30 protein-coding genes and 1 tRNA gene are annotated in these 23571 nt (G+C 48.0%); 23 read left to right on the forward strand and 8 right to left on the reverse strand.

The features are described from left to right. The 7 genes from RTV33_RS08215 to RTV33_RS08245 form a co-directional block, all read left to right on the forward strand. Positions 1-665 (forward strand): ATPase, T2SS/T4P/T4SS family (locus RTV33_RS08215; RefSeq protein WP_312643312.1); only part of this gene is annotated, 665 nt, incomplete at its 5' end. Beyond that, entirely contained in the window at positions 662-1591 is a 930-nt protein-coding gene (locus RTV33_RS08220) for a hypothetical protein (protein ID WP_312643313.1), read from the forward strand. The genes RTV33_RS08215 and RTV33_RS08220, both read left to right, overlap by 4 nt. Positions 1592-1596: 5 nt before the next feature. After that, on the forward strand, positions 1597-2466 hold the full coding sequence (locus RTV33_RS08225; protein WP_312643314.1) for a secretion protein F: 870 nt from the start codon (positions 1597-1599) through the stop codon (positions 2464-2466). Positions 2467-2478: 12 nt separating this feature from the next. After that, positions 2479-2757, forward strand: coding sequence for a hypothetical protein (locus RTV33_RS08230; RefSeq protein ID WP_312643316.1), 279 nt, complete (start codon positions 2479-2481; stop codon positions 2755-2757). 4 nt (positions 2758-2761) lie between these two features. Continuing rightward, positions 2762-3157 carry a DUF4320 family protein gene (locus RTV33_RS08235; RefSeq protein WP_312643477.1) on the forward strand — a complete coding sequence of 132 codons (396 nt, stop codon included), beginning with the start codon at positions 2762-2764 and terminating at the stop codon, positions 3155-3157. After that, entirely contained in the window at positions 3154-3699 is a 546-nt protein-coding gene (locus RTV33_RS08240; RefSeq protein ID WP_312643317.1) for a hypothetical protein, read from the forward strand. The genes RTV33_RS08235 and RTV33_RS08240 overlap by 4 nt, the downstream gene beginning before the upstream one ends. A 95-nt stretch (positions 3700-3794) precedes the next feature. Beyond that, entirely contained in the window at positions 3795-4334 is a 540-nt protein-coding gene (locus RTV33_RS08245; RefSeq protein WP_312643320.1) for a DUF6550 family protein, read from the forward strand. Here RTV33_RS08245 and RTV33_RS08250 read toward each other — a convergent pair. Beyond that, positions 4250-4756, reverse strand: coding sequence for a sigma-70 family RNA polymerase sigma factor (locus tag RTV33_RS08250; RefSeq protein WP_312643322.1), 507 nt, complete (start codon positions 4754-4756; stop codon positions 4250-4252). The genes RTV33_RS08245 and RTV33_RS08250 overlap by 85 nt on opposite strands. Before the next feature lie 121 nt (positions 4757-4877). Here RTV33_RS08250 and RTV33_RS08255 point away from each other — a divergent pair, with 121 nt between their 5' ends. The 5 genes from RTV33_RS08255 (at position 4878) to RTV33_RS08275 (ending at position 7809) form a co-directional block, all read left to right on the forward strand. Continuing rightward, positions 4878-5228, forward strand: coding sequence for a DUF2200 domain-containing protein (locus RTV33_RS08255; RefSeq protein WP_312643324.1), 351 nt, complete (start codon positions 4878-4880; stop codon positions 5226-5228). A 356-nt stretch (positions 5229-5584) separates the two neighbouring features. Beyond that, positions 5585-6001, forward strand: coding sequence for a hypothetical protein (locus RTV33_RS08260; RefSeq protein WP_312643326.1), 417 nt, complete (start codon positions 5585-5587; stop codon positions 5999-6001). After that, a complete protein-coding gene (locus tag RTV33_RS08265) occupies positions 5998-6732 on the forward strand; it encodes an NAD(P)H-dependent oxidoreductase (RefSeq protein ID WP_312643328.1) in 735 nt (244 codons plus the stop codon). Before RTV33_RS08260 ends, RTV33_RS08265 begins: the two co-directional genes overlap by 4 nt. Beyond that, positions 6684-7301: a TetR/AcrR family transcriptional regulator gene (locus tag RTV33_RS08270; RefSeq protein WP_312643330.1), complete on the forward strand. Its 618-nt coding sequence runs from the start codon at positions 6684-6686 to the stop codon at positions 7299-7301. Before RTV33_RS08265 ends, RTV33_RS08270 begins: the two co-directional genes overlap by 49 nt. 31 nt (positions 7302-7332) lie before the next feature. Beyond that, positions 7333-7809 carry a YbhB/YbcL family Raf kinase inhibitor-like protein gene (locus tag RTV33_RS08275; protein WP_312643331.1) on the forward strand — a complete coding sequence of 159 codons (477 nt, stop codon included), beginning with the start codon at positions 7333-7335 and terminating at the stop codon, positions 7807-7809. Positions 7810-7968: 159 nt separating this feature from the next. On the opposite strand, the gene RTV33_RS08280 is transcribed toward RTV33_RS08275, so the two are convergent. Continuing rightward, positions 7969-8055, reverse strand: a tRNA-Leu gene (locus tag RTV33_RS08280). A 136-nt stretch (positions 8056-8191) separates the two neighbouring features. On the opposite strand from RTV33_RS08280, the gene RTV33_RS08285 reads away from it, so the two are divergent. The 3 genes from RTV33_RS08285 to RTV33_RS08295 all read left to right on the forward strand — a co-directional run bounded on the left by RTV33_RS08285 (position 8192) and on the right by RTV33_RS08295 (position 10683). Next, complete coding sequence (locus RTV33_RS08285) at positions 8192-9544, forward strand: MATE family efflux transporter (RefSeq protein ID WP_312643333.1); 1353 nt, start codon at positions 8192-8194, stop codon at positions 9542-9544. A gap of 120 nt (positions 9545-9664) precedes the next feature. Beyond that, positions 9665-10267 (forward strand): sigma-70 family RNA polymerase sigma factor, encoded by a 603-nt coding sequence (locus RTV33_RS08290; RefSeq protein ID WP_312643335.1) that lies wholly within the window; start codon positions 9665-9667, stop codon positions 10265-10267. A 140-nt stretch (positions 10268-10407) separates the two neighbouring features. Continuing rightward, a complete protein-coding gene (locus tag RTV33_RS08295) occupies positions 10408-10683 on the forward strand; it encodes a zinc-ribbon domain containing protein (RefSeq protein ID WP_312643337.1) in 276 nt (91 codons plus the stop codon). A 70-nt stretch (positions 10684-10753) separates the two neighbouring features. On the opposite strand, the gene RTV33_RS08300 is transcribed toward RTV33_RS08295, so the two are convergent. Further along, complete coding sequence (locus RTV33_RS08300; RefSeq protein WP_312643339.1) at positions 10754-11014, reverse strand: late competence development ComFB family protein; 261 nt, start codon at positions 11012-11014, stop codon at positions 10754-10756. Between the two features lie 171 nt (positions 11015-11185). On the opposite strand from RTV33_RS08300, the gene RTV33_RS08305 reads away from it, so the two are divergent. The 7 genes from RTV33_RS08305 to RTV33_RS08335 all read left to right on the forward strand — a co-directional run bounded on the left by RTV33_RS08305 (position 11186) and on the right by RTV33_RS08335 (position 20272). Next, a complete protein-coding gene (locus RTV33_RS08305; RefSeq protein ID WP_312643341.1) occupies positions 11186-11389 on the forward strand; it encodes a DUF1858 domain-containing protein in 204 nt (67 codons plus the stop codon). A gap of 83 nt (positions 11390-11472) precedes the next feature. Further along, complete coding sequence (locus RTV33_RS08310; protein ID WP_312643343.1) at positions 11473-12171, forward strand: class I SAM-dependent methyltransferase; 699 nt, start codon at positions 11473-11475, stop codon at positions 12169-12171. Continuing rightward, positions 12168-12938, forward strand: coding sequence for a Nif3-like dinuclear metal center hexameric protein (locus RTV33_RS08315; RefSeq protein WP_312643345.1), 771 nt, complete (start codon positions 12168-12170; stop codon positions 12936-12938). Before RTV33_RS08310 ends, RTV33_RS08315 begins: the two co-directional genes overlap by 4 nt. 21 nt (positions 12939-12959) lie before the next feature. Beyond that, the gene (locus RTV33_RS08320) at positions 12960-14714 is read left to right on the forward strand and encodes an NFACT RNA binding domain-containing protein (protein ID WP_312643346.1); all 1755 of its coding nucleotides are present in this window, start codon (positions 12960-12962) and stop codon (positions 14712-14714) included. 144 nt (positions 14715-14858) lie between these two features. Then, positions 14859-16181 carry an amino acid permease gene (locus RTV33_RS08325; protein ID WP_312643348.1) on the forward strand — a complete coding sequence of 441 codons (1323 nt, stop codon included), beginning with the start codon at positions 14859-14861 and terminating at the stop codon, positions 16179-16181. Positions 16182-16324: 143 nt separating this feature from the next. Continuing rightward, complete coding sequence (locus RTV33_RS08330) at positions 16325-17758, forward strand: extracellular solute-binding protein (protein ID WP_312643350.1); 1434 nt, start codon at positions 16325-16327, stop codon at positions 17756-17758. Between the two features lie 144 nt (positions 17759-17902). Beyond that, positions 17903-20272, forward strand: a complete 2370-nt coding sequence (locus tag RTV33_RS08335; RefSeq protein WP_312643352.1) for a glycogen/starch/alpha-glucan phosphorylase — start codon at positions 17903-17905, stop codon at positions 20270-20272. A 53-nt stretch (positions 20273-20325) separates the two neighbouring features. On the opposite strand, the gene RTV33_RS08340 is transcribed toward RTV33_RS08335, so the two are convergent. Together RTV33_RS08340 and RTV33_RS08345 are read right to left on the reverse strand one after the other, a co-directional pair. Further along, the gene (locus tag RTV33_RS08340; RefSeq protein WP_312643355.1) at positions 20326-20580 is read right to left on the reverse strand and encodes a TfoX/Sxy family protein; all 255 of its coding nucleotides are present in this window, start codon (positions 20578-20580) and stop codon (positions 20326-20328) included. Between the two features lie 35 nt (positions 20581-20615). After that, positions 20616-21479: a pyridoxamine kinase gene (locus RTV33_RS08345; protein ID WP_312643357.1), complete on the reverse strand. Its 864-nt coding sequence runs from the start codon at positions 21477-21479 to the stop codon at positions 20616-20618. Between the two features lie 185 nt (positions 21480-21664). On the opposite strand from RTV33_RS08345, the gene RTV33_RS08350 reads away from it, so the two are divergent. After that, positions 21665-21853, forward strand: a complete 189-nt coding sequence (locus RTV33_RS08350) for a hypothetical protein (protein ID WP_312643359.1) — start codon at positions 21665-21667, stop codon at positions 21851-21853. A gap of 52 nt (positions 21854-21905) precedes the next feature. Here RTV33_RS08350 and RTV33_RS08355 read toward each other — a convergent pair whose 3' ends face one another. The 3 genes from RTV33_RS08355 to RTV33_RS08365 form a co-directional block, all read right to left on the reverse strand. Further along, the gene (locus RTV33_RS08355; RefSeq protein WP_312643361.1) at positions 21906-22379 is read right to left on the reverse strand and encodes a hypothetical protein; all 474 of its coding nucleotides are present in this window, start codon (positions 22377-22379) and stop codon (positions 21906-21908) included. 3 nt (positions 22380-22382) lie between these two features. Continuing rightward, a complete protein-coding gene (locus tag RTV33_RS08360) occupies positions 22383-22979 on the reverse strand; it encodes a hypothetical protein (protein ID WP_312643363.1) in 597 nt (198 codons plus the stop codon). Further along, on the reverse strand, positions 22976-23571 hold a 596-nt coding region (locus RTV33_RS08365), incomplete at its 5' end, for a baseplate J/gp47 family protein (RefSeq protein ID WP_312643365.1). The genes RTV33_RS08360 and RTV33_RS08365, both read right to left, overlap by 4 nt.

Raw genomic sequence — 23571 nt, forward strand, 5'->3', positions numbered from 1 at the left:
GGCTGTTAACTACTATCCCAGACAACAAGCGTATCTTTACCATTGAAAACGGCAGCCGGGAGCTTTCCCTCATCCGGGAAAAAGATGGCAGGGTTACCAATTCCGTCGTGCATACCCTCACCCGCAACAGCGAGAACGAGCTATACCGCATCGAGCAGATCGACCTTGTGGACATCTCCCTGCGCTTCAATCCGGACATTATCGTGGTCGGCGAAATGCGTGGTGCGGAGGCTAATGCCGCACAGGAGGTAGCCAGAACCGGCGTGGCGGTGGTCACCACCATCCACTCCAACTCCTGCGAATCCACCTATCGCCGCATGGTTTCCCTGTGCAAGCGAGCCGTGGATATGTCGGATGAAACCCTCATGGGCTATGTGACGGAGGCCTATCCCATTGTTGTATTTTGCAAGCAGCTGGAAAACAAGCAACGGCGACTTATGGAAATCATGGAGTGTGAAATCCTGCCCGATAACAGCCGCCATTACCGCACCCTGTTCCGGTACGAGATTACCGAAAACCGCTATGAGGACAACCAATTTTTCATTACCGGACACCATGTAACGGTCAATCCCATCTCCGACAGCCTGTGCAAACGGTTATTGGAAAACGGGATGCCGCAGGAGCGCATCAATCTTCTGAAGAAAGGAGGGCAAAAATCCGTATGACAACCATTCAATTACTGGCCTGTATCGGAATGATTACAGGCTTTTTTCTTTTACTCGGCCTAAAGCCGATGGAATTCACCGATGGGCTGTTTTCCTTTCTTGCCAGAGAAAAGAAATCCATCAAGGATGACATCAAGGCGGCACAGCGCCGCCAAAAGCCGGGATTTCTGAAACGGCAAGTCCAAATGGCGCAGGAGGTGCTGGCCATGACCGGCAGGAGCAGCCGCTTTTCTCTGGTTTGCGCCTGCTCTCTGCTGATGTTTGCTATCGGTGCCGCTATCGCCATTGTAATGGGCAACTTTTTTCTGGCTCCGGTCATGGCGGCAGGCTTTATGATGCTGCCCTTTTGGTATGTGCAGCTCACCGCCAGCCACTTCAAAAAAGACATCGCCGCCGAGTTGGAAACAACCTTATCCATCGTAACCACGGCCTACCTGAGAAGTGAGAATATCCTTACGGCGGTAGAGGAAAATCTCCACTACCTGAACCCGCCGGTGCATCAGGTATTCAAGGATTTTGTGCTGCGGGTTAAGCTCATTGATCCCGATGTGCTTGAGGCCATCAAGGTGCTGCGCACCAAAATCGACAACGAGGTGTTCCGGGAATGGTGCGATGCCCTGTGCGACTGCCAGCATGACCGCAGCCTGAAAGTCACCCTGACTCCTATCGTCAGCAAGCTCAGTGATATGCGGATTGTCAACGGAGAACTGGAATACCTCGTCTTTGAACCCCGCAAGGAATTTATCATCATGGTTATCTTCGTGATCGGCAACATTCCGCTGATGTATCTTCTCAACAAAAGCTGGTACGACACGCTGATGCACACTGTGCTGGGGCAGGTTATTCTGGCCATCAGCGCTGCCCTCATTTTTATCTCTACGACCTGCGTGATCAAGCTCACAAAGCCAATTGAGTATCGGAGGTGATGGGGATGGGATTACTGTTTTTATTCGGAATCACCTTAGCGGCAGGGCTGTTTTTTATCCTTTTGGATCTGCTGCGCCTGCCGTACCTCAGTACCGCAAAGGCTATGCTGAATACCACAAGAGCAGAGAAAAAAGCAGCAAGGAGCTTGGAAGCCTACCTCATGACGTGGGCGGTGAAACTTTCCAAGCTAATCCGCATGGACGAATACCGCAGGCATCGGCTGAAAAATGTGCTGAAAGCCACCGGCATGAACATGGAGCCGGAGGTCTATCAGGCCTATGCGCTGGTGAAATCCGGAGTGATTCTGCTGCTGGCAGTTCCGGTAGGCTTTATCTTTCCCTTGCTGGTGCCGGTGGTGGTGTTCCTTGCGGTCATGGTGTATTTTAAGGAAACCAAAAAGGCCGATGAAAAGCTGTCCGCAAAGAGGGCATCGGTGGAAAAGGAACTGCCCCGCTTTGTTGCCAACATCGAACAGGAGCTGAAAGCTTCCCGTGACGTGCTGGCGATTATAGAGAACTACAAGAAAAATGCCGGGGAAGTCTTTGCTGGGGAGCTGACCATGCTGGCAGCGGATATGCGCTCCTCCAGCTACGAGGCAGCCCTAACCCGGTTCGAGGCAAGGCTCAATTTGCCCATGCTGTCCGACGTGGTGCGAGGTCTCATTGGTGTGCTGCGTGGAGATGACAGCACGGTGTATTTTCAGATGCTGGCGCACGATTTCAAGCAGCTGGAGCTGCAGCGCCTGAAAGGTGAAGCGCAGAAAATACCGCCGAAAATCCGTGTGTTTTCCTTTCTCATGCTGATGTGCTTCCTCTTTACCTATCTGGCCATCATTGCCTATGAGATCATCAAGTCCCTTGGCGGGATGTTTTGAGGGGGTGAAAGTGTGATTGTACAGGAAATGTTAATCAAGTATCCGCAGGCGTCCTTTGATATGATGACACCGGGCGGGTTTGTCTTTTTAACGCCGGAAGCAGCAAAAGAGCTGCTGTCGGGAAAGAGCGTGACCGGACATCCCGGTGTTTCGGATTCCGCAAGGATGGTGACGGCTGATGAGCTTTTGAATCAGGAGGTCATCAGCTCCAACTACAGCGATAATGTGTGGCATATATTGAGTGATTTTCCGCAGATGGAGCAGGAGTCATCCCGCCCGAACAGGGGGTGAAGCTATGCTGAATCTCTTAAAATCCAAACGTGGCGAGGGTTACATTGATGTGTGCGTCCTCGTCCTCTGCGCCATGCTGGTGATTGCGCTGACCGTGCAGGTGCTGCCGGTGTTTATCGCAAAGAACCAACTGGACACCTATGCCACCGAGCTGTGCCGGGAAGCGGAAATCTCCGGCAGGGTGGGCAGCGAAACCAGCCGCCGTGCTGCGGTTCTCACCGAGCAAACCGGGCTGAGTCCCCGGATTTCATGGTCAAAGACCGGTACTATCCAGCTGAATCAGGAAATCACCGTGACCCTAACCTTGGAAAGAAACATCGGGCTGTTCGGTGATTTCGGTTCGTTCCCGATCACCCTGCGTTCGGAGGCCTCCGGGAAAAGCGAGGTGTACCACAAATGACCAAACTAAGACACATTCTTAGGGATAAGGCCGGGAACGGCTTCCCTTTGGTGGTAGCCATTACGCTGGCGCTTGTGATTATCCTGTGCGGCGTGACGGAGTTTTTTCGGCTGAATATCATTGCCGCCGGTGTGAAAGAAGCCTTGGAGGATGCCATTATTGTAACAGTCAACGACAACTATGCCGATGTGTATCACGGTGTGCGGGAGGGCTACAGCGGCGGTTACCAGCCGGACGGCTCATCCTTTTCCTACAGCATAAAGACCGGCGATATTTACGGTTACATGGACGGTGTCCTCGGTACAAAAAATGTCGGAGGCAGTCATGTGAAATATGCCGGGGATACTTTGGAGTACAAACTCTCCGGCTTGGATGTTACCATCCGAAATGCGCCGCTGGCTCCGTCCTCCCCTAAAAACGCACAGCGCTTTGAAGCGGATGCGGTAATCTGGCTGGAGGTACCGGTCTATTTCGGAGGCAAGGAGCTGGCTCCCATGAAAATCAAGCTCAAGGTTCAGGCCGGATATACCGAAGTGTTTTAACTGCTTGGGAAATTGTCTGGACTTTCCAAAAAAGATGTAGTATGGTGAGAAATACAAAGGTAACATTTTACACTTCTTCGAAGGAGGTTGTCTATATGAGTGATAAAACTAAAAGAAGGCTCGCCATTGCGGGCGCTGCGGTCATCGGTCTTGCGCTGGTGGTTGCAATCGGGATGCGGTATGCCAAGGAACCCGCCAAACCGGATGCTTCTTCACAAGAGCCGGTCAGTTCTTCCGATGTGGCTCCTGATATACAGAATAGCACAGAGAAAAAAGAGGTGGTAGTTTCTCCGCAGCCCACACCGGAGCCGGATACCTCGGAAACGCTGCCGCCTCAAACCGATCTGCCGGAGCAGAAGCTCCAGCCTGATCCGGTAAAGCCGGAAGCTCCCGCAAAGCCTGAGCTGCCGGGGGATGCAGATACCACCAACCCATCCAAACCGCCGGAATACAAGCCGGAGGATACGGAAAAGAAACCGGCTGCTGAAAGCAAGCCGCAGAACGGCGGTGGACTGCCGGGATTTGATAATGTGCCGGACGGCGGTGCCAATCAAGTGATTAACAAGGACTTTGTTTTACTGACACTCATGCCAAAACCAACGGAGATGTCATTAATGGAATCCGAGTACCAGTAGCGCCGAATGAATACCAAACGACTTTGGGTATCAATACTTCGAAGAAAATCGCTGATGCTCTTTGCGACATATCCGGATTCATACTTCGACTCCGTATCCTGTCCAGCTATACAATCCCCAAGTTCAGACAGCAAAATATCAAATTCATTATTGCGCTTTTGAGCTTTGTTGTAGTCGTAACGGTCAAGAGCAATATTACGCATCAATCGTCCTAAAAATGATTTTAGAATTTTTGGTCGAGTAGGAGGAATCGTATTCCACGCAGCCACATAAGTATCATTTTCGCATTCCTCTACATCAAGATAATCCGCAAGTATGTTATATGCGATAGAGCGGCAGTATGATCCGTACTTTTTCGATGTTTCAGAGATAGCCGATTCGGAGCGCTCCCAGTACAAATCGATAATCATTTCATCATCCACATTCACATCTCCTTTCGTGCTTTGTAAGGCCTTCACTTATATAGTAATGATCTCTTGACTAGAAGAGAAATTATTGAGAACCAAATTAATTGTTTTTTATAAAAATATAGGAGGATTTCAAATGGAAAAACCACGCATTTTCACGATGTCTTTTGCGAGTATTTATCCGCTATATATACAAAAAGCAGAGAAAAAAGGAAGAACAAAAAACGAAGTTAATGAAATCATTTTTTGGCTTACTGGTTATGATGAGCATTCTTTACAACATCAGATAATGAGTGAAGTGGATTTGGAAATGTTCTTTAAACAAGCACCGCGTATTAATCCGAACGCTTCACTCATTAAAGGAGTTATTTGTGGATATCGCGTGGAAGAAATCGAAGATGAGGTAATGCGACAAATCCGTTATTTAGATAAATTAATTGATGAGCTAGCGAAAGGGAAAGCGATGGAAAAAATATTGAGAAAATAAGGGCTTGCATATTATTACTCATTTATGTGAGTGTTGGCAATCAAACGCAGATGAAGACATGACATGGATAAGGGCAATAGACAGAAGATTATTTATATAATTGGTAAGTTAGGTACAAGGAGATAAAATGAACGGATTTTTATTGTTAGTTCCTGATAAGATTTGGACTTCTGTTTCTTCATTTCAATATATTGGAATGGCATAGTTCTCCCCTTTTTTGAGTGCTTCTTATAGCACCTCCCGTTATCATTGTTGCAAGAAGCTATCTGATACAAGATCCAATTTTTTATTTGAACTGTTGACAAACTAACGATTGTTAGTTATAATAATGCTAACAACTGTTAGGGGGTGCAAAAATGAGTCTATATTTTGGAGATTTCACATCGACCGTGTCAATATTTTTAGTTTTGGTAGCTTTAGCATACATAGTTCTTACAATGGCAAAGCACAGTGCAGTGGAGCACTGGAGAAGAAGAATCGCTGTCCTTACGGTCCTCGGATTGGTGGTTTGCTGTTTTGTTGCCGCAAGAGATGGCTATCACTTGTCGGTTCAGTCATCCTTTGACGAAACTGTTTCAGCAGGATTGTTTACGCTAAATAGCATACAGTCTGTCCTTTGCTGTATCGGCGGTGGAGTCATTGCGTTTTCGTCCATTTCAAGCATTTTTGTAAAAAATAAGAAGTACCATAAAGCTATGTTCTTCATACTTAGCTTTGCGTTTATATTCAAAACTCTTGTTATCGAAATCTCGCGTTGGTTGGTGCAGCTATGAAGATCGTAATGCTCAACGGTCAAAATCATAAAGGTAGTACATATCATGTTGGAAAGCTTTTAATTGACGGTATAGCTGCCGAAAAACAGGTCGCGGAGTTCTTTTTGCCCCGTGACCTCAACCACTTTTGTTTGGGGTGTTATTCCTGCATAGAAGATGAAACGAAATGCCCATATTATACTGAAAAGAATGCGATCATGGCAGACTTTGAGCAGGCAGATCTGCTTGTTATCACTACGCCCAATTATTGTATGGCGCCCTCAGCACCTATGAAGGCATTTCTTGATTTGAACTTCACGAATTGGCTTTCCCATAAGCCAAAGGAATTTATGTTTAGCAAAAAAGCCGTGGTCATATCAACCACTTCCGGCATGGGCGCAAATAAAGCAATAAAGCCTGTCGCGATATCTTTGTCTTACTGGGGAATCTCTTCGATAAAGAAATATGGTGTGGCTGTTCAGGCAATGAATTGGGAGAGTGTTTCTCAAGATAAAAAAGCAAAAATCCAAAAGGACATTCAAAAAATATTAAAGTCGCTTTCGGGTGATGCAAAGCCGAAAGTAACACTAAAGACAAAGTTTTTGTTCAGTATTTTTTCAGGCATGCAAAAAGCTAATATGGGAAGCAGCAAAACAGAGAAAAAATACTGGGAAGCCAAAGGCTGGCTTGGAAAGGAACGTCCATGGAAAAAGAAATGGCAACCAAAGAAAAAATCATATTCGAGTCTTTAAAGTTATTCTCAAAAAAGGGCTATGACGGAGTTTCTATGCGTGAAATTGCAGCGGCTGTTGGCATAAAAGGCGCGTCTATCTATAATCACTTTTCAGGTAAAGAAGAAATTTTTAACGCAATATTTGACGAAATGAAGCAGCGATATGATAGCTCTGCAATGGAGATGAATGTTCCGATAGAGCAAAATGATAAGACGGTCAAAGTATATTTAAATATAGATGAAGCAGGTTTGCTTCAGTTGGCCGAGGGATTGCTTTGCTTTTTCTGCAAGGATGAATTTACGGTTATGTTTAGAAAGCTTCTTGTTTGCGAACAACACAAATTCCCCATGGCAGCAAAACTTTTAGAGCAATATTACATTGATGCCCCTGTGCTTTTTCAAACACAGCTTTTTGAAGGATTGCAAAAGCAGGGCGCTATGAAGAATTCCGATGCAGGAGTTATGGCTTTGCACTTTTATAGCCCAATTTATTATTTTTTGAGCAAATTCGATTTAGGCTGCCCATACGAAGAATGCGTACAGCAACTTAAAAGTCACATACATGGATTTTGCAAGATGTACAGTTAATCGCATGTTTTTCGCAATATGGAGGTAAATTATGAGTGAGTTAAAAATCAATATACCAAAATTCAGTGACGGTGATTGGATTCCGACTGAGCATTCTGCAAGAGGAAAAGACTTATCACCCGAAATGCACTTTAGGGGGATAGACGAAAAAGCAGTTTCACTTGCAATCACACTTGATGATTCATCTCACCCTCTTTTCCCGAATTATAACCATTGGCTAATATGGAATCTCCCTGTTTGTTCTGTTTTGCAAGAGGCTGTTCCAAAAGGCGAAACAATTGAATCTTTGGGAGGAGCCCAGCAAGGAATAGCCTATGGAAAGCACTGCTACAAAGGACCAAAGCCACCCTTTAAAACAATCCATACTTACACCTTTACGGTTTATGCTTTGGATTCAAAAATCGAGTTGCCAGCGAAATCGGCAAGGGATGATTTTTTGAAAGTGGCGCAAAAACATATTTTGCAGAAAGCGACCTATACAGGCAAATTCCAAAGCTACAGAAAATGAGCATAACCTGTAGTAGCCGTTAAATCTCAGTTGCGCATTATGTTTATAATGGAGGCACTGGCGGCAACGGCGGCATTTTGGAAGCAAGTTTTTGATAAAAGCTGAATAAAAGCAAAAAAATCCCCACAGTCCTACAAAAATAAGACTGTGGGGATTCGTTGGTGCCGGTGGTCGGGGTCGAACCGACACGGTATCGCTACCACGGGATTTTGAGTCCCGCACGTCTGCCAATTCCATCACACCGGCGCAACAATAATATCTTACACGAAAGACATTAAAAAATCAAGAGGTTTTGCAATAATAATTGTATTTTTATTGATTAATTTCCTGCTATCCCGTATAATAATGGCATATTGAACCGCATTGCGGCTGGGGGTATTTTGTGGCGATCTTCGTACGGGACAAGTCTTTTTATAAAACTGTGCTGGCACTCTCTTTGCCGATAGCACTGCAAAACCTGATTACTACAGGTGTAAGCATGATGGATACTGTTATGATTGGAGCGCTAGGTGAAATTCAGCTTTCGGGCACTTCGCTTGCCAATCAGGTTTCGTTCGTGTTTATGATTTTAAACTTTGGCATTGCCAGCGGTACCGGTGTACTCACTGCCCAGTACTGGGGCAAGCGAGATGTGACCACCATCAAGCATATTATGACGACTATGTATCGTTTAAGCATTATCCTTGGTATTTTTACGATGCTGTTCACTCTGATTTTCCCCGAGCAGATTATGCGTATCTTCTCCAGTGAGGCCGATGTTATTGTCGAGGGTGTAAAATATCTGCAAATCATGTCGTTTACTTATGTAATGTACGGTATCACCATCACCAGCATTGGTGTGCTGCGCACGGTGGGCACCGTAAGGATATCGCTTGTGGTGTACAGCGTTTCGTTTTTTGTAAATGTGTTTTTTAACTGGGTGTTTATCTACGGTAATCTGGGCGCGCCGCGGCTTGAGACACGTGGCGCTGCAATCGGCACACTGATTGCGCGCATCACCGAGTTTGCGATAATTATGATTTTTATGCGCACCAAGGAGGAAAAACTTCGTTTTCGTCTGAGTGACCTGCTGCACACTGAAAAAGCAAGGGCCGCCGAGTTTCGCCGAACGGCGACGCCCGTTATCTTCAATGAGCTGTTATGGGCTTCGGGTACGGCGGCGCTTTCTATTGTCTTGGGTCAGATGGGTTCGATCATTGTGGCGGCAAACAGCATCTGCCAGGTGGTGGTGCAGTTCGTATCGGTATTCTTCCAGGGCGTGGGCAATGCGGCGGCAGTCATTATCGGCAATACCATTGGGCAGGGGAAATACGACGATGCGAAAGCACGTGCCAAAAGCTTTCTCGCCATCAGCATGATTTTAGGTGTTGTTGCGGGTCTTATTATGCTAGTGCTAAAGCCCATTGCCATCAACTTCTATAATGTTTCGGATGCCACAAAGCATGTGGCAAACCAGATTATGACCATTTCCTCTGTGGTAGTCATCTTTCAATCTGTGGCTATGATTACAGTCGTGGGCACACTGCGCGGCGGCGGCGATGTGAAGTTCGGCTTGTTTATCGACGTTCTATTCCTGTGGATGGTGGCGGTTCCGCTGGGCTTTCTCACCGGCCTGCAGCTCGGTTGGCCCATTGCGGTGGTGTACTGCTTTATTAAAATTGATGAGATACTGAAATCGGGGCTGTGCATTTACCGGATCAACAGCGGCAAGTGGATGAAAGATTTGACCGTATAGCCTGGAGATATTCACCAATTTGTGAAATATTCATAAAATAGTTGACAAACAAGGATTTTGAGTGTATAGTTAGTTTAAAATCTATATTTATGGAATTGTACTATTTCGGGGAGTATTTGTATGCAAGAAGATTTTTTGTCTGATCGCACATTTCTCACCGATGATGAACTTGTAAGCAAGGCAAAAACATCGGAGCCCGATGCGTTTGCTACCTTGATTGTCAGGTACGAACCCATCGCAAGAACGCTTGTAAAAGGCTATAACATCGCAGGCCTCGAATCGGACGACCTCACGCAAGAGGCGCTTACAGGTTTGATTAAAGCCGTCAGAAGTTTTGACTGCAATTGTAATGTTCCTTTTCGCGCATTTGCTCTTCTGTGTATGAAGCGGCAGGTGCAAACAGCGATCAAAGCTGGGCTTGCTGGTAAACAGCAGCCACTTAGAGATTATATACCCTTTGACGACAGCCCAGAGCTGTCCGTTTATACACCGGGCGACCATCGCACGGAAAGCCCCGAATCCATTGTAATTATGGAGGAAGAGGCAAAAACAAGAGAGAAACAAATGAAATCCCTTTTGTCTGCATTTGAACAGGAAGCACTCAATCTTTATCTCAGCGGTCATTCTTACGAAGAAATGTCCACAAGGATGAAGTCTACCGTAAAATCGGTGGACAATGCCCTGCAGCGAGTAAGACGAAAGCTCAGATCAATGAAGCTGTAATCGATCAGTGTCATTGATGCCAAAATCGTAATATAACCCGTATGGGGTTATATAATAATGTCCCTGGTATGTCTGACGCGTTGGTAACTCAATGTACGGCACAACATCTATGGGCAAATTTTAAAAGCGAGGTAAAGATTATGTACGAAGACAGAACCCTTATTTGCAAAGAGTGTGGGGCAGAATTCATTTTCACCGCTGGTGAGCAGGAGTTCTACGCAGAAAAAGGCTTTGTAAACGAGCCGCAGAGATGTAAAAATTGCCGTGACGCACGCAAAAACAGCATGAAATCTGAGAGAGAGATGTTTGCAGCTTCTTGCGCAGCTTGCGGTAAAGAAGCGAAAGTTCCTTTCAGACCCCGTGAAGACAGACCTGTATACTGCAGCGAGTGCTTTGCAAAAATGAAAGCTGAGTAATTTTAGCTTAAATCATGTTTATAAAAAGAGGATGCTTTATGCATCCTCTTTTTTAATACTTTTTTTATTTTCAGTGCCGCGGATTGGTCTTTATGGTCTTGGCAGCCTGGGTAAGAAGAGAAACAACATCCATTTCATATTGCTGGTTGACAGTATCAAGCTTGGAAAAAAGTTCGCCCTCGTGTGTAATCACATATTTGGGCGGTATTCTGTTTAGGACATAACAAATAATATCCCATTTGCATAGTTCACATTGGCAGCAGCCAAGGGTATCAATGATCTGATCGAGCTTTTGGGCTACAATGGCTTCCATCACGTTGTACGGTTTCATAAGTCCACCTCTAATAATGTCTTGTCTTGTTAAGGACAATATATCATAGAAACCAAAAACTGTAAACAGAATTGATGTGACAAAGTATGACTATTTTGTTGCATTTTTGATTGTACATCGTAAAGGATATTGGTATAATAAGCATGTAAATAGTAAAGGGGGTGCGATAAAATGGCATTTGAAGTTACAAGAGATACCGTCATCGGTGATATTCTTGACCATGACGCAACCACTGCACAATATTTTTTAGCAATGGGCATGCACTGTCTGGGCTGCCCGGCCTCTCGCGGCGAATCGATTGAGGAAGCATGTGAAGTTCATGGCGTAAATTGCGATGAATTGTTGGACAAGCTGAACAAACACCTCGAAAATTAACCACAGACAGATGAAAAATCGTGTCATGTGCTTTTGCCTGACACGATTTTTTGTATAGGAACAAGCAGGAGATTTGACCATATATGAACGAATTACCATTTTTAGATGAGCGGTTGTCACTGATTGCAAGCCTTGTGCGGTGCGGCAGTGTTGTCGCCGATATCGGCGCGGATCACGGGTATCTAGTGACATGGCTGGTAAAGCAGGGCATTTGCCGGCGCGGTTTTGCTTGTGATATCAATGAAATGCCGCTTGCCCGCAGCCGACGTACCGTAGAACAATACGGCGTGGCAGACCGTGTACAGCTGGTGCTGTCAAACGGGCTGGAGCATTTGCGTGAAAGCGATGCGGACGACATTGTAATTGCAGGTATGGGCGGCGATTTGATTTCGCAAATCCTTGCCGCTGCGGGTTGGAAAAGCCGTGAAAAGCGTTATCTGCTGCAGCCTATGACGCGTGCAGACGAGCTGCGCCGCTGGCTTTGCGCGAACGGCTACGAGATTCTCTGTGAGCACTGCGCGCGCGCAAACCGCTTTCGCTATACCGTTATGACGGTGCGCTATACCGGCGAGATTATTGCATGCGGCGATTTATTCGCTGTCGTTGGCAGGCTGCCCGAATGTGGCACGGAAGATGCTCGTTCTTATATCCGTTGGCAGGCAGAAATTGTTCTGAAAAAAATAGGGGGGCTTCGTGCATCGAAAGACCGCACCGAACAGGCCGCCCCTTTTGAAATACTCTACCGCGATATTTTGCGCACGATAGGGGAGGATAAGCTATGAGTACCGTACGCCAGATTTACGAATGCATCGACAGATTTGCGCCGTTTTGTACCGCCGAAAGCTGGGATAATGTAGGGCTTTTGGTTGAGGCAAAGGGCGCAGAGGTGCAAAAGGTTCTTGTCGCACTTGATATTACACCAGATGTTGCCGAGGAGGCACGGGAGATCGGTGCGAACCTCATCATTTCACATCACCCTGTTATTTTCGACCCGCTTAGGCGCATCACATCGGACAATGTGGTGTATCTGCTTGCAAAACATGATATCAGCGCTATTTGCGCACACACCAATCTTGATGTGGCGCAGGGGGGCGTCAACGATATTCTGGCGCAGCGCTTGTGCCTGCAAAACGTTCAGCCACTGGAGCCGCTGGATGGCAACGGGCTGTCGCTCGGCAGGATAGGTGTTTTGGAAGAGCCTATGGAGGCGGAGCAATTCCTCGGCAAAGTCAAACAAAAGTTAGGCTGTAACGGGTTGAAATACACACAGGGCAGGGGCAAGGTCGGGCGTGTTGCGGTGTGCGGCGGCGCGGGTGCAAACCTGCTTTACCGTGCGGCAGAGCTGGGTACAGACGCATTGGTCACTGCCGACAGCAAGCACAACCTGCTGCTCGATGCCAAACGCCTTGGCATTATGTTAATCGACGCGGGGCATTATTGCACTGAGCAGGTGGTGCTTGAGCCGCTTGCAAAACGCCTGCGTCAAGCATTCCCTGCGCTTGTCGTTGAGCTCTCACAGCGTGAGGGCGACCCCGTGCAATATCGATAGAAAAGAAATTAGGTGAAGCCCATGGCACTGGACGGTGCATTTCTCAGTGAACTCAAACATGAAATAGAAACCCTCGCGGTGAACAGCCGTGTCGACCGTATTCATCAGCCTTCGCGCGAGGAGCTGATGATCGCGCTGCGCTGGAAAGGCGGTGGTGGCAAGCTTCTGCTTTCAGCGGGGGCAAACAGCCCGCGCGTCCATTTTACGGAGGTGGCGCAGGAAAACCCCAAGCAGCCCCCAATGTTCTGTATGCTGATGCGCAAGCACCTTGGCAACGCCCGACTGATTGGTGTGCGGCAGGTTGCGCTGGACCGTATCCTACACATCGATTTTGAGTCGGTAAACGAGATGGGGGATTTGGTGGTGCTTACCCTCGCCGCCGAAATTATGGGGCGGCACTCGAATATCATTTTAATTGATCAAAACGGTAAAATTATCGATTCCATCAAACGCATCGACGACGAAATGTCGTCGGTACGCCAAATTTTGCCGGGCATGAGCTACACTCTTCCGCCTTTGCAGAATAAACTGGTGCTGACAAAATGCACCCCTGCGCAGGTGACAGAGCGTGTGCGTACAGGGCGGAGCATAGAGCTTTCCAAAGCGCTGATGGAGGCGTTGATGGGTGTGTCACCGATCCTTTGCCGTGAGCTTGCGCATTACGCCACGCATGGCAAAGAGCTGCTTGCCACCGAGCTGGACAGCGAAACAGGGTCACGCCTTGAGTTTGCAGTGAGTAACCTGATTGCTACACTGCAAAACCATACGGGCACCCCCACGGTGGTTGCCGAGCCAAACGGACGCCCGCGCGATTTTTCGTTTATTGACATCCATCAATACGGGCACTTGATGCTGACGAAGCACTACGACAGCTACTCAAAGCTGCTCGACAGCTTTTACAGCGAGCGCGATCAGATTGAGCGCATGAAAGTGCGCTCGCATGATCTGCTTAGGGTGCTGGCAAACACCTCCGACCGCATTGCGCGCAAACTGTATGCCCAAAAGCAGGAACTTTTGGAGTGCGCCGACCGCGATAAGCTCAAGGTGATGGGAGACCTCATCAATGCGAACATCTACCGCATTGAAAAAGGGCAAACCTACTTTGATGCTGATAATTTCTATGAAGAGGGAAGCCCTGTGCTGCGCATTCCGCTTGATCCGCAGTACCCGCCCGCAAAAAACGCACAGAAATATTATGCCGAGTACCGCAAGGCGGATACCGCAGAAAAGATGCTGCATGGGTTGATTGCGCAGGGCGAGGAGGAAAGCCGCTACATCGATTCGGTGTTTGATTCACTTTCCCGTGCTACTGCCGAGGCGGAGCTTGCTGCCATCCGCGAGGAGCTGGCGCAGGGCGGCTATATCAAAAACTACAAGAGTAAACATAAGCGCCCCGAAAAGCTGTCGCTGCAAAAATATCTGTCATCCGACGGCTTCACGATTTTGTCGGGGCGCAACAATGTGCAGAACGACCAGCTGACGCTGAAGACAGCGCGTGGCTGTGACATCTGGTTTCACACACAGCGTATTGCCGGCTCGCACACAGTGATTATTACCGAGGGTAAGCCCGTGCCCAACCAAACCATGACCGAGGCGGCGATGATTGCAGCGTACAACAGTAAAGCCCGTGAATCTGCACAGGTTGCGGTGGATTACACCGCCATCAAAAATGTGAAAAAGCCCGCCGGTGCGAAGCCCGGAATGGTGATTTACGACCCTTATCAGACAGCCTACGTCACACCGGATAAAGACCTGGTAGAAAAACTGAGAGCTTAAAAATAAAAAGGACGCGCATGCGTCCTTTTTATTTTTAAAACTGGCATTTTGAGGATTGACTTTCTATCCTTGAAACAATAATATTAATATACATAAATATCGGTATATCAAAACATACCGATAATCAAACAGAGGAGGCAGAGAATGGAACAGCGCAAATACGGCCTACCCACAGCAATCACCATGATTGTAGGTATCGTCATTGGCTCAGGCATTTTTTTCAAAAGCGACAATATCCTTATCTTTACAGGAGGAAATCTTCTCTCGGGTGTCATCGCCCTATGTGTTGCCGCTATCAGCATTGTATTTGGTTGCCTTGCATTGTCTGAGCTCGCCTCGCGTACCGATAAGGCGGGCGGAGTGATTACCTACGCCGAGGTATTTTGCGGCGAGCGTACGGCATGCGGCTTTGGCTGGTTCCATACTTTTATGTATTACCCTACCCTCACGGTTGTGGTTTCTTGGGTGGCAGGTGTTTACATAAACATGCTGTTTGGTATCCCAAATACGCTGGAAAACCAAATTTTGATCGGCTCGGTGTGCCTTGCGTTGGTTTTTGCATGGAATGTAATTTCTGCAAAGCTGGGCGGATATTTTCAAAACGCGTCTACGCTCATAAAACTGTTGCCGTTGGCATTGTTTGCAATAGCGGGATTTGCCTTGGGTAACCCTACTGCATCGTTTGCACAGGATATCCAATCTGTGCAGACCGCATCGTGGATTGCGGCAATCGCCCCTGTAGTATTCGCATTTGATGGCTGGATGGTGGCGACATCGGTGTGCCATGAAATCAAAAACTCCAAGCGCAACCTGCCGCTTGCCATGATTATAGCGCCAATCTTGATTTTGATCGTTTATGTGCTGTATTTTGTGGGCATCAGCTCCCTCGTAGGCACCGACCAGGTGTTGGCGCTGGGCGACGCGCATGTGGATTCCGCTGCGCAGATGCTGCTGGGTACGGCCGGTGCCAAGGTGGTGCTTGTGTTTGTCATCATATCGGTTCTGGGTACGGTTAACGGTCTTGTAATGGGCAGCATCCGCCTGCCATATTCGCTTGCACTTCGTGATATGCTACCGGCAGCCCAAAACTATGTGAGCGTTAACTCCAAAACAGGTATCCCAATGCGGTCGGCACTGCTGTCATTTTTGGCCTGTGTCATCTGGATGGTAATCCATTATGTCACCCAGAAGTTTAATCTGATGCCAAACAGTGATGTATCCGAAATTTCAATTGTGGTAAATTACCTGGGCGCTATTTTGTTGTACATCGCTGTTATGCGGCTCGCCAAAAAAGGCGAAATCCAAAATAAAGTTCGGGGCTATCTGCTGCCGGCTCTTGCTGTTTTAGGGTCGATTATTATTTTGATAGCGGGGATGCAAAACCCATTGTTCTGGTACAATGTTCTGTTGAGCCTGCTGGTGGTGGCGGCGTCGCAGCTGTTTTATACCACACGAAAAACAAAATAAAAAAGATAAATCCGCAGAAATGCGGATTTATTTTATGCTTCATTCTTTTCCAGTGTATAATCTTACCGAAATCTTGGAATTTTATAGGTAGGCAATTTATTTACTATTGTGCGCTAAGCATAGGGAAAGGAATGTAGAATTCAATGAACAGCAAAAAAATATTGGCGGTGCTTCTTGCAGTGGCAATGGCATTTTCTGCTGCAGCTTGTACCAAAAAGGGGAATACCAGCTCTTCCGGAGCTGCGACAAGCCCGGGTGTAGGAACAGAACAAACCGAGGTGGATATCTTCCAATTTAAGGTAGAGATCTCCGATGCACTGACCAAGGCGGCAAAAACCTATATGGATGCAAATCCCAAGATTAAAATTAACATTAACACTGTGGGCGGAGGCGACGATTACGGAGCGGCGCTTAGAGCAAAAATGCAGTCCGGTGCCAAGCCCGATATTTTTAACGTCGGTGGCCCGCAGGATTTAAAAGATTGGGCCGAGAAGCTTGAGGATTTAAGTGACCAGCCGTGGGTAAAAAATGCGGTAGAGGGAACCCTGCTTGCCGTGACCGAAAATGGCAAGACTTACGGTCTGCCATACGCGATTGAGGGCTATGGTCTCATTTACAACCGTGCAATTTTTGAAACTGCAGGGATCGCAACAGAAAAAATCAAAACTTACGCAGAAATTGAAAGTGCAATGAAAACACTGAAAGGTAAAATTGATAAGGGTGAGTTGAAACAAAAATATCCTAGTCTTGAAGCAGTGTTTGAGCTACCCGCAAAAGAGACATGGGTAACCGGCCTGCACACGCTTAATTTACCGCTTGCCGCGGAATTTAAAGGCCCGATAGAAGCCTTTAAATCGCCAACCGTAAAATTCACCTATGCGAACGAGCTGAAAGCTTTAATTGACCTGCAGGCGAGCTACACCAAGCATGCAAAAGACCTCGGCAAGCTTAACGCTGTGGATTATGCCACACAGGTTGGCAGCGGGCTTGCCACCGAACGTGTTGCCATGGTTCAGCAGGGCAACTGGATTTACGGCGAAGTAGCAAATGTTGACGAAGATGTGGCGCGCAATTTGGATCTGCTACCTCTGCCGCTTAAGGGCGTTGTCGAAGATTCTATCCCCGTGGGTGTGCCAATGTACTGGTGCATCAATTCTACCAGCAGCGATGCAAAGAAGAAGGCGTCGAAAGATTTCCTCAACTGGCTGTACCAAAGCGAAGAGGGCAAGCGTATCGTCGTAGAGGAGTTCGGGTTCATTCCTGCGTTCACCAATTATGAAAACCTCGAGCCCGCTGACCCTTTGGGCAAGGCGGTTAAACGGTATGCCGATGCAGGCAAAACCGTGCCTTGGGTGTTTATGGGCTTCCCCACCGCCTGGGGGCAGGATGTATTCGGCAGTAACCTGCAGAAATATTTTGCAGGGCAGATGAAGTGGGAGGATGTTCTTAAGGACTCCCGCGTTAAGTGGGAGGAAGCACGCAAAAATATTGCAGGCAGTTCGAGCAGCAGTACAAGTTCATCCTCTGCAAGCAGCGCAAGTCCTTCCTCCTCAAGCAGTAAAAGCAGCGCCGCTTAATCGATAAAATACAAAGGAACAGAGCAAGCACAGAAAAAGGGGAGGGCAGCCCTGTCCTCTCCTTTTATAAATGGTGAACGGCTTTTGTAATAAGCTACAATAGCAGTGCCGGTGGGAGCATTACCGGCGGGAGGAGGCTTACCCATGATAAACAAAGAAAAGTTTTTATCCGAACTGGAGACTATGCTGGAGATAGAATACCAAACTACGCTGGAGCATGCAGCAGCCGACCAGCTGCACTGTGCACTGGGTAAATGGACGATTGGCGAGCTGTATAAAAATTGGGCAGAGAGCCGCCATAACCATGCGAATGCAAAGCGCGCCTATTATTTTTCCGCCGAGTTCTTAATGGGCAGGCTGGTGTTCAGTAACCTTTACAATATGGGCATACTGGACGATGTTCGCCAGATTCTTTCTGAAAAAGGTGTCGATATTGCAATTTTAGAGGATATTGAGGATGCGGCGCTCGGCAATGGCGGGCTTGGCCGCCTTGCGGCATGCTACCTCGATTCTGCTGCAACCCACAATCTGCCGCTCGACGGGTACGGAATCCGCTATAAATACGGTCTGTTCAAGCAGCGTATTGTCGATGGTTGCCAAAAAGAAACTGCGGATGACTGGCAGCGTTTGTGCGACCCATGGAGCCTGCGTTGCACTGCCGATACAGTGCCTGTTGAGTTTGACGGCCAAACCGTCAACGCTGTGCCCTACGATATGGCTGTAATCGGCTATGGCACCGGCAATGTGGGTACGCTGCGCCTATGGCAGGCGGAAGCTGTTGAAGCATTTGACTTTAAACTGTTTAACGAACAAAAATACGATGAAGCAGTACAGGCAAAAAACGATGCGGAAAGCATCTCAATGGTGCTGTACCCCAATGATGATACTCCGAAGGGCAAGGCGCTGCGTCTAAAACAGCAATATTTCTTCTGCAGTGCGTCACTAAAAGATATACTGCGCCGTTACAAGGCGGTATATGGCAAAGATTTTTCAAAATTTGCCGATTGCTTTGCGATCCAACTCAACGATACCCACCCCGTTGTTGCCATCCCCGAGTTGATTCGCCTGCTGATGCACAACGAGGGGTTAGAGTTTAACCTTGCGCTGAGCATTGCGCAGCACACCTTCTCTTACACCAACCACACCATCATGCCCGAGGCAATGGAAAAATGGAGCTGTGAGTTGATGAAGCAGGTGACACCGCGTGTGTTTGAGATTATCAAGATGATTAACGAACACCTGCTTCGTACACTGGGTGAAAAGGGGCTGCACCGCGGTGAGCTGATTGACTATATGATTGTAGGCAATGATATGGTGCATATGGCGCGGTTGGCGGTGTATGTCTGCCATAAAACCAATGGTGTCGCTCGAATTCATACCGAGATTCTCAAGGCACACACCCTGCAAGAGTGGTACCGGCTGTACCCCGAGCGCTTTATTAACAAAACCAACGGTGTAACACAGCGCCGCTGGATAGGGCTTTGCAACCCCAAACTTTCTGCGATGATTACCGAGCTGCTGGGCGGCGATGAGTGGCTCACCGACCTTTCTCTTCTTAAGGGGCTTGAACGGTTTGCCGATGATAAAAGTATACTCGACCGCCTCGTCAGCATCAAGGCGGAAAATAAGCAGCGGTTATGCGATTTTGTCAAGCGTCACGACTGTGTCACTCTGAACCCCGACTTCATCTTTGATATTCAGGTGAAGCGCCTGCATGAGTACAAGCGGCAGCTGCTCAACGCCTTCTCAATCGTTGACATCTACTTTGGGCTGAAAGACGGCAGTATTCAAGATTTTTGCCCCACTGCGTTTTTATTCGGCGCGAAGGCAGCCCCGGGTTACTACCGTGCCAAGGGTATCATTAAGTACATCGGTGAAATTGCGAAGCTTGTGAACAGCGACCCCGCCGTAAACGGCAGGCTTGCCGTGGTGTTTGTGCAGAACTACAATGTTTCGTATGCCGAAAAGCTTATCCCGGCTGCCGATGTTTCGGAGCAAATTTCTACCGCAGGCACCGAGGCGAGCGGTACGGGGAACATGAAGCTTGCACTGAACGGCGCGGTAACGCTCGGCACCTACGACGGCGCAAACGTTGAAATTGCAGAGCAGGCGGGCGAAGAGAACAACTACATCTTTGGCCTGCGCGTTGAGGATATCGAAAGCCTCGGGGAGAGCTATAACCCCAAAGAGCTCTATGAGAAAAGCCCACGCATCAAACGTGTGGTAGATACTTTAATAGATGGCACCTTTGATGATGGAGAAACAGGTGCATTCCGAGAATTGTACAACAGCCTTCTGGAGGGTGCTACGTGGCACAGGCCGGATCAGTACTATCTGCTCGCCGATTTTGAGAGCTATATCGACGCAAAGCTGCGCGTAAACCGTGATTACGGCGACAAATACGCCTTTGCAAAAAAATGCCTGCTCAATATTGCACGGTGCGGCATGTTTTCCTCCGACCGCGCCATCAAAGAGTATGCAGAAGAAATCTGGAATATCAAGCCCTGCAAATAGCAAAATCCCCGATGAGATCATCGGGGATTTTTGTATGTGTATCAGAAAAAATCTCATCCAAGCGTGCGATAAAACTCTTTCAACTCCTTTTTCACATCATCGGGCAGGTCATGCCACCGAATTCCCCGTATAGCACCCTCCAGGCCGCACAATCGGTTCAGGCAGGCGGAGGGGTCTATCGCTTTTATGTTGAGCCACGCCTGCTTACTGCCGGTGTTTTTTAATTGCTCGGCGGTTTCAATGCCAACCTCATTGAGCTGCTCTTCTACAACTTTTCCGATATTAGGCAGCTTGGATAATTCCCCCATGCGGTATTCCTCCCAATGCAATCAGATGATTCTTGCTATAAAATCCTGTATTTTGCCACCAGATCCTTGTCGCCAAGCAGGTGCAGGGTGCGTTCCAGCATTACGCCTTCGCGGGTTTCAGTACCGTAAGAGAAGGTGGTTTTAATGGCGGTTTCAACAAATTGCGTTGCCCTTGCCATAGCAATGGGCAAGCTGTCTCCGCCAAGAAAACCGCCCGTGAGCACGCTTGCGAAAATGTCACCTGTACCGGGGTACGAAACCGGTACGTAGTCGCAGTCAACACACCAGAATGCGCCGCGCTCTTTGTCGTAGCCAATGTTGCTCATAGTGCCTGCAGCCATGTTTACGCCGGTAATCACCACATAGTGCGGCCCTTTTTCCGAAAGGCGCACCAGCATGCTTTTCGCCTTGCTTTGCGTCAGGGGCTCAAAGGCGTACGGCTCACCCAATAAAATACAGGCTTCGGTTAGGTTTGGTGTAATTACGTCTGCAACCGCCGCCAGCTCAATCATACGGCGCTGCATGGCTGCGTTATAGGTTTTATAAGGTTTTCCGTGGTCACCCATGACAGGGTCAACCACCGACAGGGCATCGGGGTACGACGCAAAAAATTCGACGCAATGGTCAATTTGCGCTTCGCTGCCCAAAAAACCCGAGTACACGCATTCAAACTCAAGCCCTAAGCGCCGGTAGTGTGCGAGCGTGGGCATAATATAGTCGGTAAGGTCGCGGAACTCCACCTCGCCAAATCCGCCCGTGTGGGTGGAAAGCACCGCTGTGGGTATTGGGCATACCTGCATGCCCATAGCAGAAAGCACAGGCAAAATCACCGAAAGCGAGCACCGCCCAAAACCCGAAAGGTCATGGATGGCGGCAACCCGCTGTGGCCTTTTATACATAAAATCACTCCGATTAACAATAAACTTGCACTCTGATTATAATGCACATCCGATAAAAAAACAATCAAATCAAAAAATTGAAGTAAATTTTCATTGCAAAATTTAACTTGGTTATTGCAGCAGCATTTGCAAACAATAAAAAAGCAAAGAAATTTGCGTATATTTTTGCATGGGAGGCGACTACCGTGAATAACAAAGCAACGGGCGCTGCAATCACCGGTGTGTGTGTAGCGATGGCGGCAGGCACAGCGGCTTATATGATGGCTGGAAAAAACCGCAAAAAAGTAAACAGCAAAAAAATGAAAAAAACAGCGGGTAAAGCAATTCGCGCGGTTGGCGATGTCGTCGACAATTTCTCCACCTATATGCGATAGCGCAAAAAAGGACGGAATTATGAGTTCCGTCCTTTTTTGCTGCCTGTTCTATTCAGGGAAATACAAGGTAAATATAAGTTTTGTTGTTCTGGTTGAGTGCGCAGGTCGAGCCGCCGGTGACCGTGTTACCGTTGTTCTGTACCGTAAAACCTGTGCTGGTTGCGGCAATGCCAAGGCTTGCCCCCAGCGGTGTATAAATTGCCGCATACACATTGTTTGTGTCAAACGTCTGTTTATACTCGTTTAAGGTGCGGTCGGCAGTGAATAAAATTACCATACGCGGGCGAAAGCCCAGTTCGATGGTACGAGTAGACAAGGTATCTCCGATGTAACTGCCTACGGTAAAAACACCGCTGTTCCACGCACTGCGGTCAACCTCAGAGACATGCGCGACAGCGTTTTGAACATGGTTTTTAATACCGTTATCGATATTTAAATTGTCGCTGTTAAAGTCCTCCCGCTTGGGCTTGTCGCCGCCCAACCACTGGTTCAGGTTTAAAAAAGATGTTTTGTGCGTGCTTGGCATGATTTATACGTCCCCTTCAAAAATAGTTGCGGCGGCAATGTCCAGCCTGCTCCAGGTTTCATCTTTGCTGTCAAACTTATCGTATGTTACATCGCACTCGGCAAATTGATCCCAAGTGAAATTTCCAATTTCAAAATCAGCCTCAAGATGAGCGGGCAGCATGCGCCGTACGGTTTCTTTTACATCATCCATAGTTTCAAAATCACTGATGTAACCATCCTCTATAATGCGAATGCGTCCGTTTGGAATATCCTCCAAAATTTTTGCGTTGAGCCCCGCCGCACGTACCGAACCCAGCATGCCTGCAAGGTTGTAATCGTTTGGCGCCACCGAAAGCCGATACAGCAGCAGCTCACGGCGCTTGGCATTACCGCTTAGCGGGCGCAGCCAAAGCTGCATCATCTGTTCGCGTAAGACAAGGCCATAGCTGCCAGAAGTTTGAATAAAGCTTTCTGCGCAGAGCGTATTCAGCTTATCTTCAATCAGCGCAAAGCCGGCGTCGTAGGCAGCAAGCTCTGCGTCAATCAGGCTGCCGCCACCCAAACGGTACAGGTACAGTGGGCGTAGCAAACGGTAGATGGCTTCGATGCTTTTTGTCATATCACAACCGCCATTCTGCTGATTTCAATGGCACCAAGGGTAAACAGTTCGTCGCTTGCTGCCTGCATGTCCTGTGACGGTGCCTTCAACCTGTAGTTGTACAGCCCTTCGGTGTGATAGAGCGATTCCACAATTCCCGAAAGAAGCAAATTTTGCCCCACCGCAAGCCTTTTGAAACAATCCGCAAGCTTTTTTTCACAGGCCGCTTGCAGATTGTCGTAGTTTACGCCGCCTTGTCCCGCAATTTCCAAGTTCACATTGATCGGTTTCAGGCGTGTGCTGGCGATGGTGACATCTACGTTGATTTCTTTTGCAGCACAGAGGTCTTTGTGAATTTCCTGTACCAGCGTATCAGGTACTGCGGTGCCAACCCCCGCTACATATACGCCTACAGTGCCTTTGCCGTTTAAGCGTGGAACCACATTGGCAGATGCCACACCGTCATAGCTCATGGCGAAATCGTAGTAAAACGCGGCATTGGTGCCGTTGCTGATGGCCGCAAAGCTGCGCAGCAGGCGGGCGCGCAGCTGCTCGTCGGTCTCGCTGTCTGAACCGCCCGTAAAGGCTGTAGGGTTGCTGACACTCGAAATCG

It is taken from the genome of Hydrogenoanaerobacterium sp., assembly GCF_032017025.1.
Classification (GTDB): Bacteria; Bacillota; Clostridia; order Oscillospirales; family Ruminococcaceae; genus Hydrogenoanaerobacterium.

Excerpts from the sequence above, each read along its gene's own strand:
- RTV33_RS08220 (WP_312643313.1), top strand. The coding sequence starts at position 662 with ATGACAACCATTCAATTACTGGCCTGTATCGGAATGATTACAGGCTTT.
- RTV33_RS08225 (WP_312643314.1), top strand. The coding sequence starts at position 1,597 with ATGGGATTACTGTTTTTATTCGGAATCACCTTAGCGGCAGGGCTGTTT.
- RTV33_RS08235 (WP_312643477.1), top strand. The coding sequence starts at position 2,762 with ATGCTGAATCTCTTAAAATCCAAACGTGGCGAGGGTTACATTGATGTG.
- RTV33_RS08240 (WP_312643317.1), top strand. The coding sequence starts at position 3,154 with ATGACCAAACTAAGACACATTCTTAGGGATAAGGCCGGGAACGGCTTC.
- RTV33_RS08245 (WP_312643320.1), top strand. The coding sequence starts at position 3,795 with ATGAGTGATAAAACTAAAAGAAGGCTCGCCATTGCGGGCGCTGCGGTC.
- RTV33_RS08255 (WP_312643324.1), top strand. The coding sequence starts at position 4,878 with ATGGAAAAACCACGCATTTTCACGATGTCTTTTGCGAGTATTTATCCG.
- RTV33_RS08260 (WP_312643326.1), top strand. The coding sequence starts at position 5,585 with ATGAGTCTATATTTTGGAGATTTCACATCGACCGTGTCAATATTTTTA.
- RTV33_RS08265 (WP_312643328.1), top strand. The coding sequence starts at position 5,998 with ATGAAGATCGTAATGCTCAACGGTCAAAATCATAAAGGTAGTACATAT.
- RTV33_RS08270 (WP_312643330.1), top strand. The coding sequence starts at position 6,684 with ATGGAAAAAGAAATGGCAACCAAAGAAAAAATCATATTCGAGTCTTTA.
- RTV33_RS08275 (WP_312643331.1), top strand. The coding sequence starts at position 7,333 with ATGAGTGAGTTAAAAATCAATATACCAAAATTCAGTGACGGTGATTGG.
- RTV33_RS08290 (WP_312643335.1), top strand. The coding sequence starts at position 9,665 with ATGCAAGAAGATTTTTTGTCTGATCGCACATTTCTCACCGATGATGAA.
- RTV33_RS08295 (WP_312643337.1), top strand. The coding sequence starts at position 10,408 with ATGTACGAAGACAGAACCCTTATTTGCAAAGAGTGTGGGGCAGAATTC.
- RTV33_RS08300 (WP_312643339.1), bottom strand. The coding sequence starts at position 11,014 with ATGAAACCGTACAACGTGATGGAAGCCATTGTAGCCCAAAAGCTCGAT.
- RTV33_RS08305 (WP_312643341.1), top strand. The coding sequence starts at position 11,186 with ATGGCATTTGAAGTTACAAGAGATACCGTCATCGGTGATATTCTTGAC.
- RTV33_RS08310 (WP_312643343.1), top strand. The coding sequence starts at position 11,473 with ATGAACGAATTACCATTTTTAGATGAGCGGTTGTCACTGATTGCAAGC.
- RTV33_RS08315 (WP_312643345.1), top strand. The coding sequence starts at position 12,168 with ATGAGTACCGTACGCCAGATTTACGAATGCATCGACAGATTTGCGCCG.
- RTV33_RS08320 (WP_312643346.1), top strand. The coding sequence starts at position 12,960 with ATGGCACTGGACGGTGCATTTCTCAGTGAACTCAAACATGAAATAGAA.
- RTV33_RS08325 (WP_312643348.1), top strand. The coding sequence starts at position 14,859 with ATGGAACAGCGCAAATACGGCCTACCCACAGCAATCACCATGATTGTA.
- RTV33_RS08330 (WP_312643350.1), top strand. The coding sequence starts at position 16,325 with ATGAACAGCAAAAAAATATTGGCGGTGCTTCTTGCAGTGGCAATGGCA.
- RTV33_RS08335 (WP_312643352.1), top strand. The coding sequence starts at position 17,903 with ATGATAAACAAAGAAAAGTTTTTATCCGAACTGGAGACTATGCTGGAG.
- RTV33_RS08340 (WP_312643355.1), bottom strand. The coding sequence starts at position 20,580 with ATGGGGGAATTATCCAAGCTGCCTAATATCGGAAAAGTTGTAGAAGAG.
- RTV33_RS08345 (WP_312643357.1), bottom strand. The coding sequence starts at position 21,479 with ATGTATAAAAGGCCACAGCGGGTTGCCGCCATCCATGACCTTTCGGGT.
- RTV33_RS08355 (WP_312643361.1), bottom strand. The coding sequence starts at position 22,379 with ATGCCAAGCACGCACAAAACATCTTTTTTAAACCTGAACCAGTGGTTG.
- RTV33_RS08360 (WP_312643363.1), bottom strand. The coding sequence starts at position 22,979 with ATGACAAAAAGCATCGAAGCCATCTACCGTTTGCTACGCCCACTGTAC.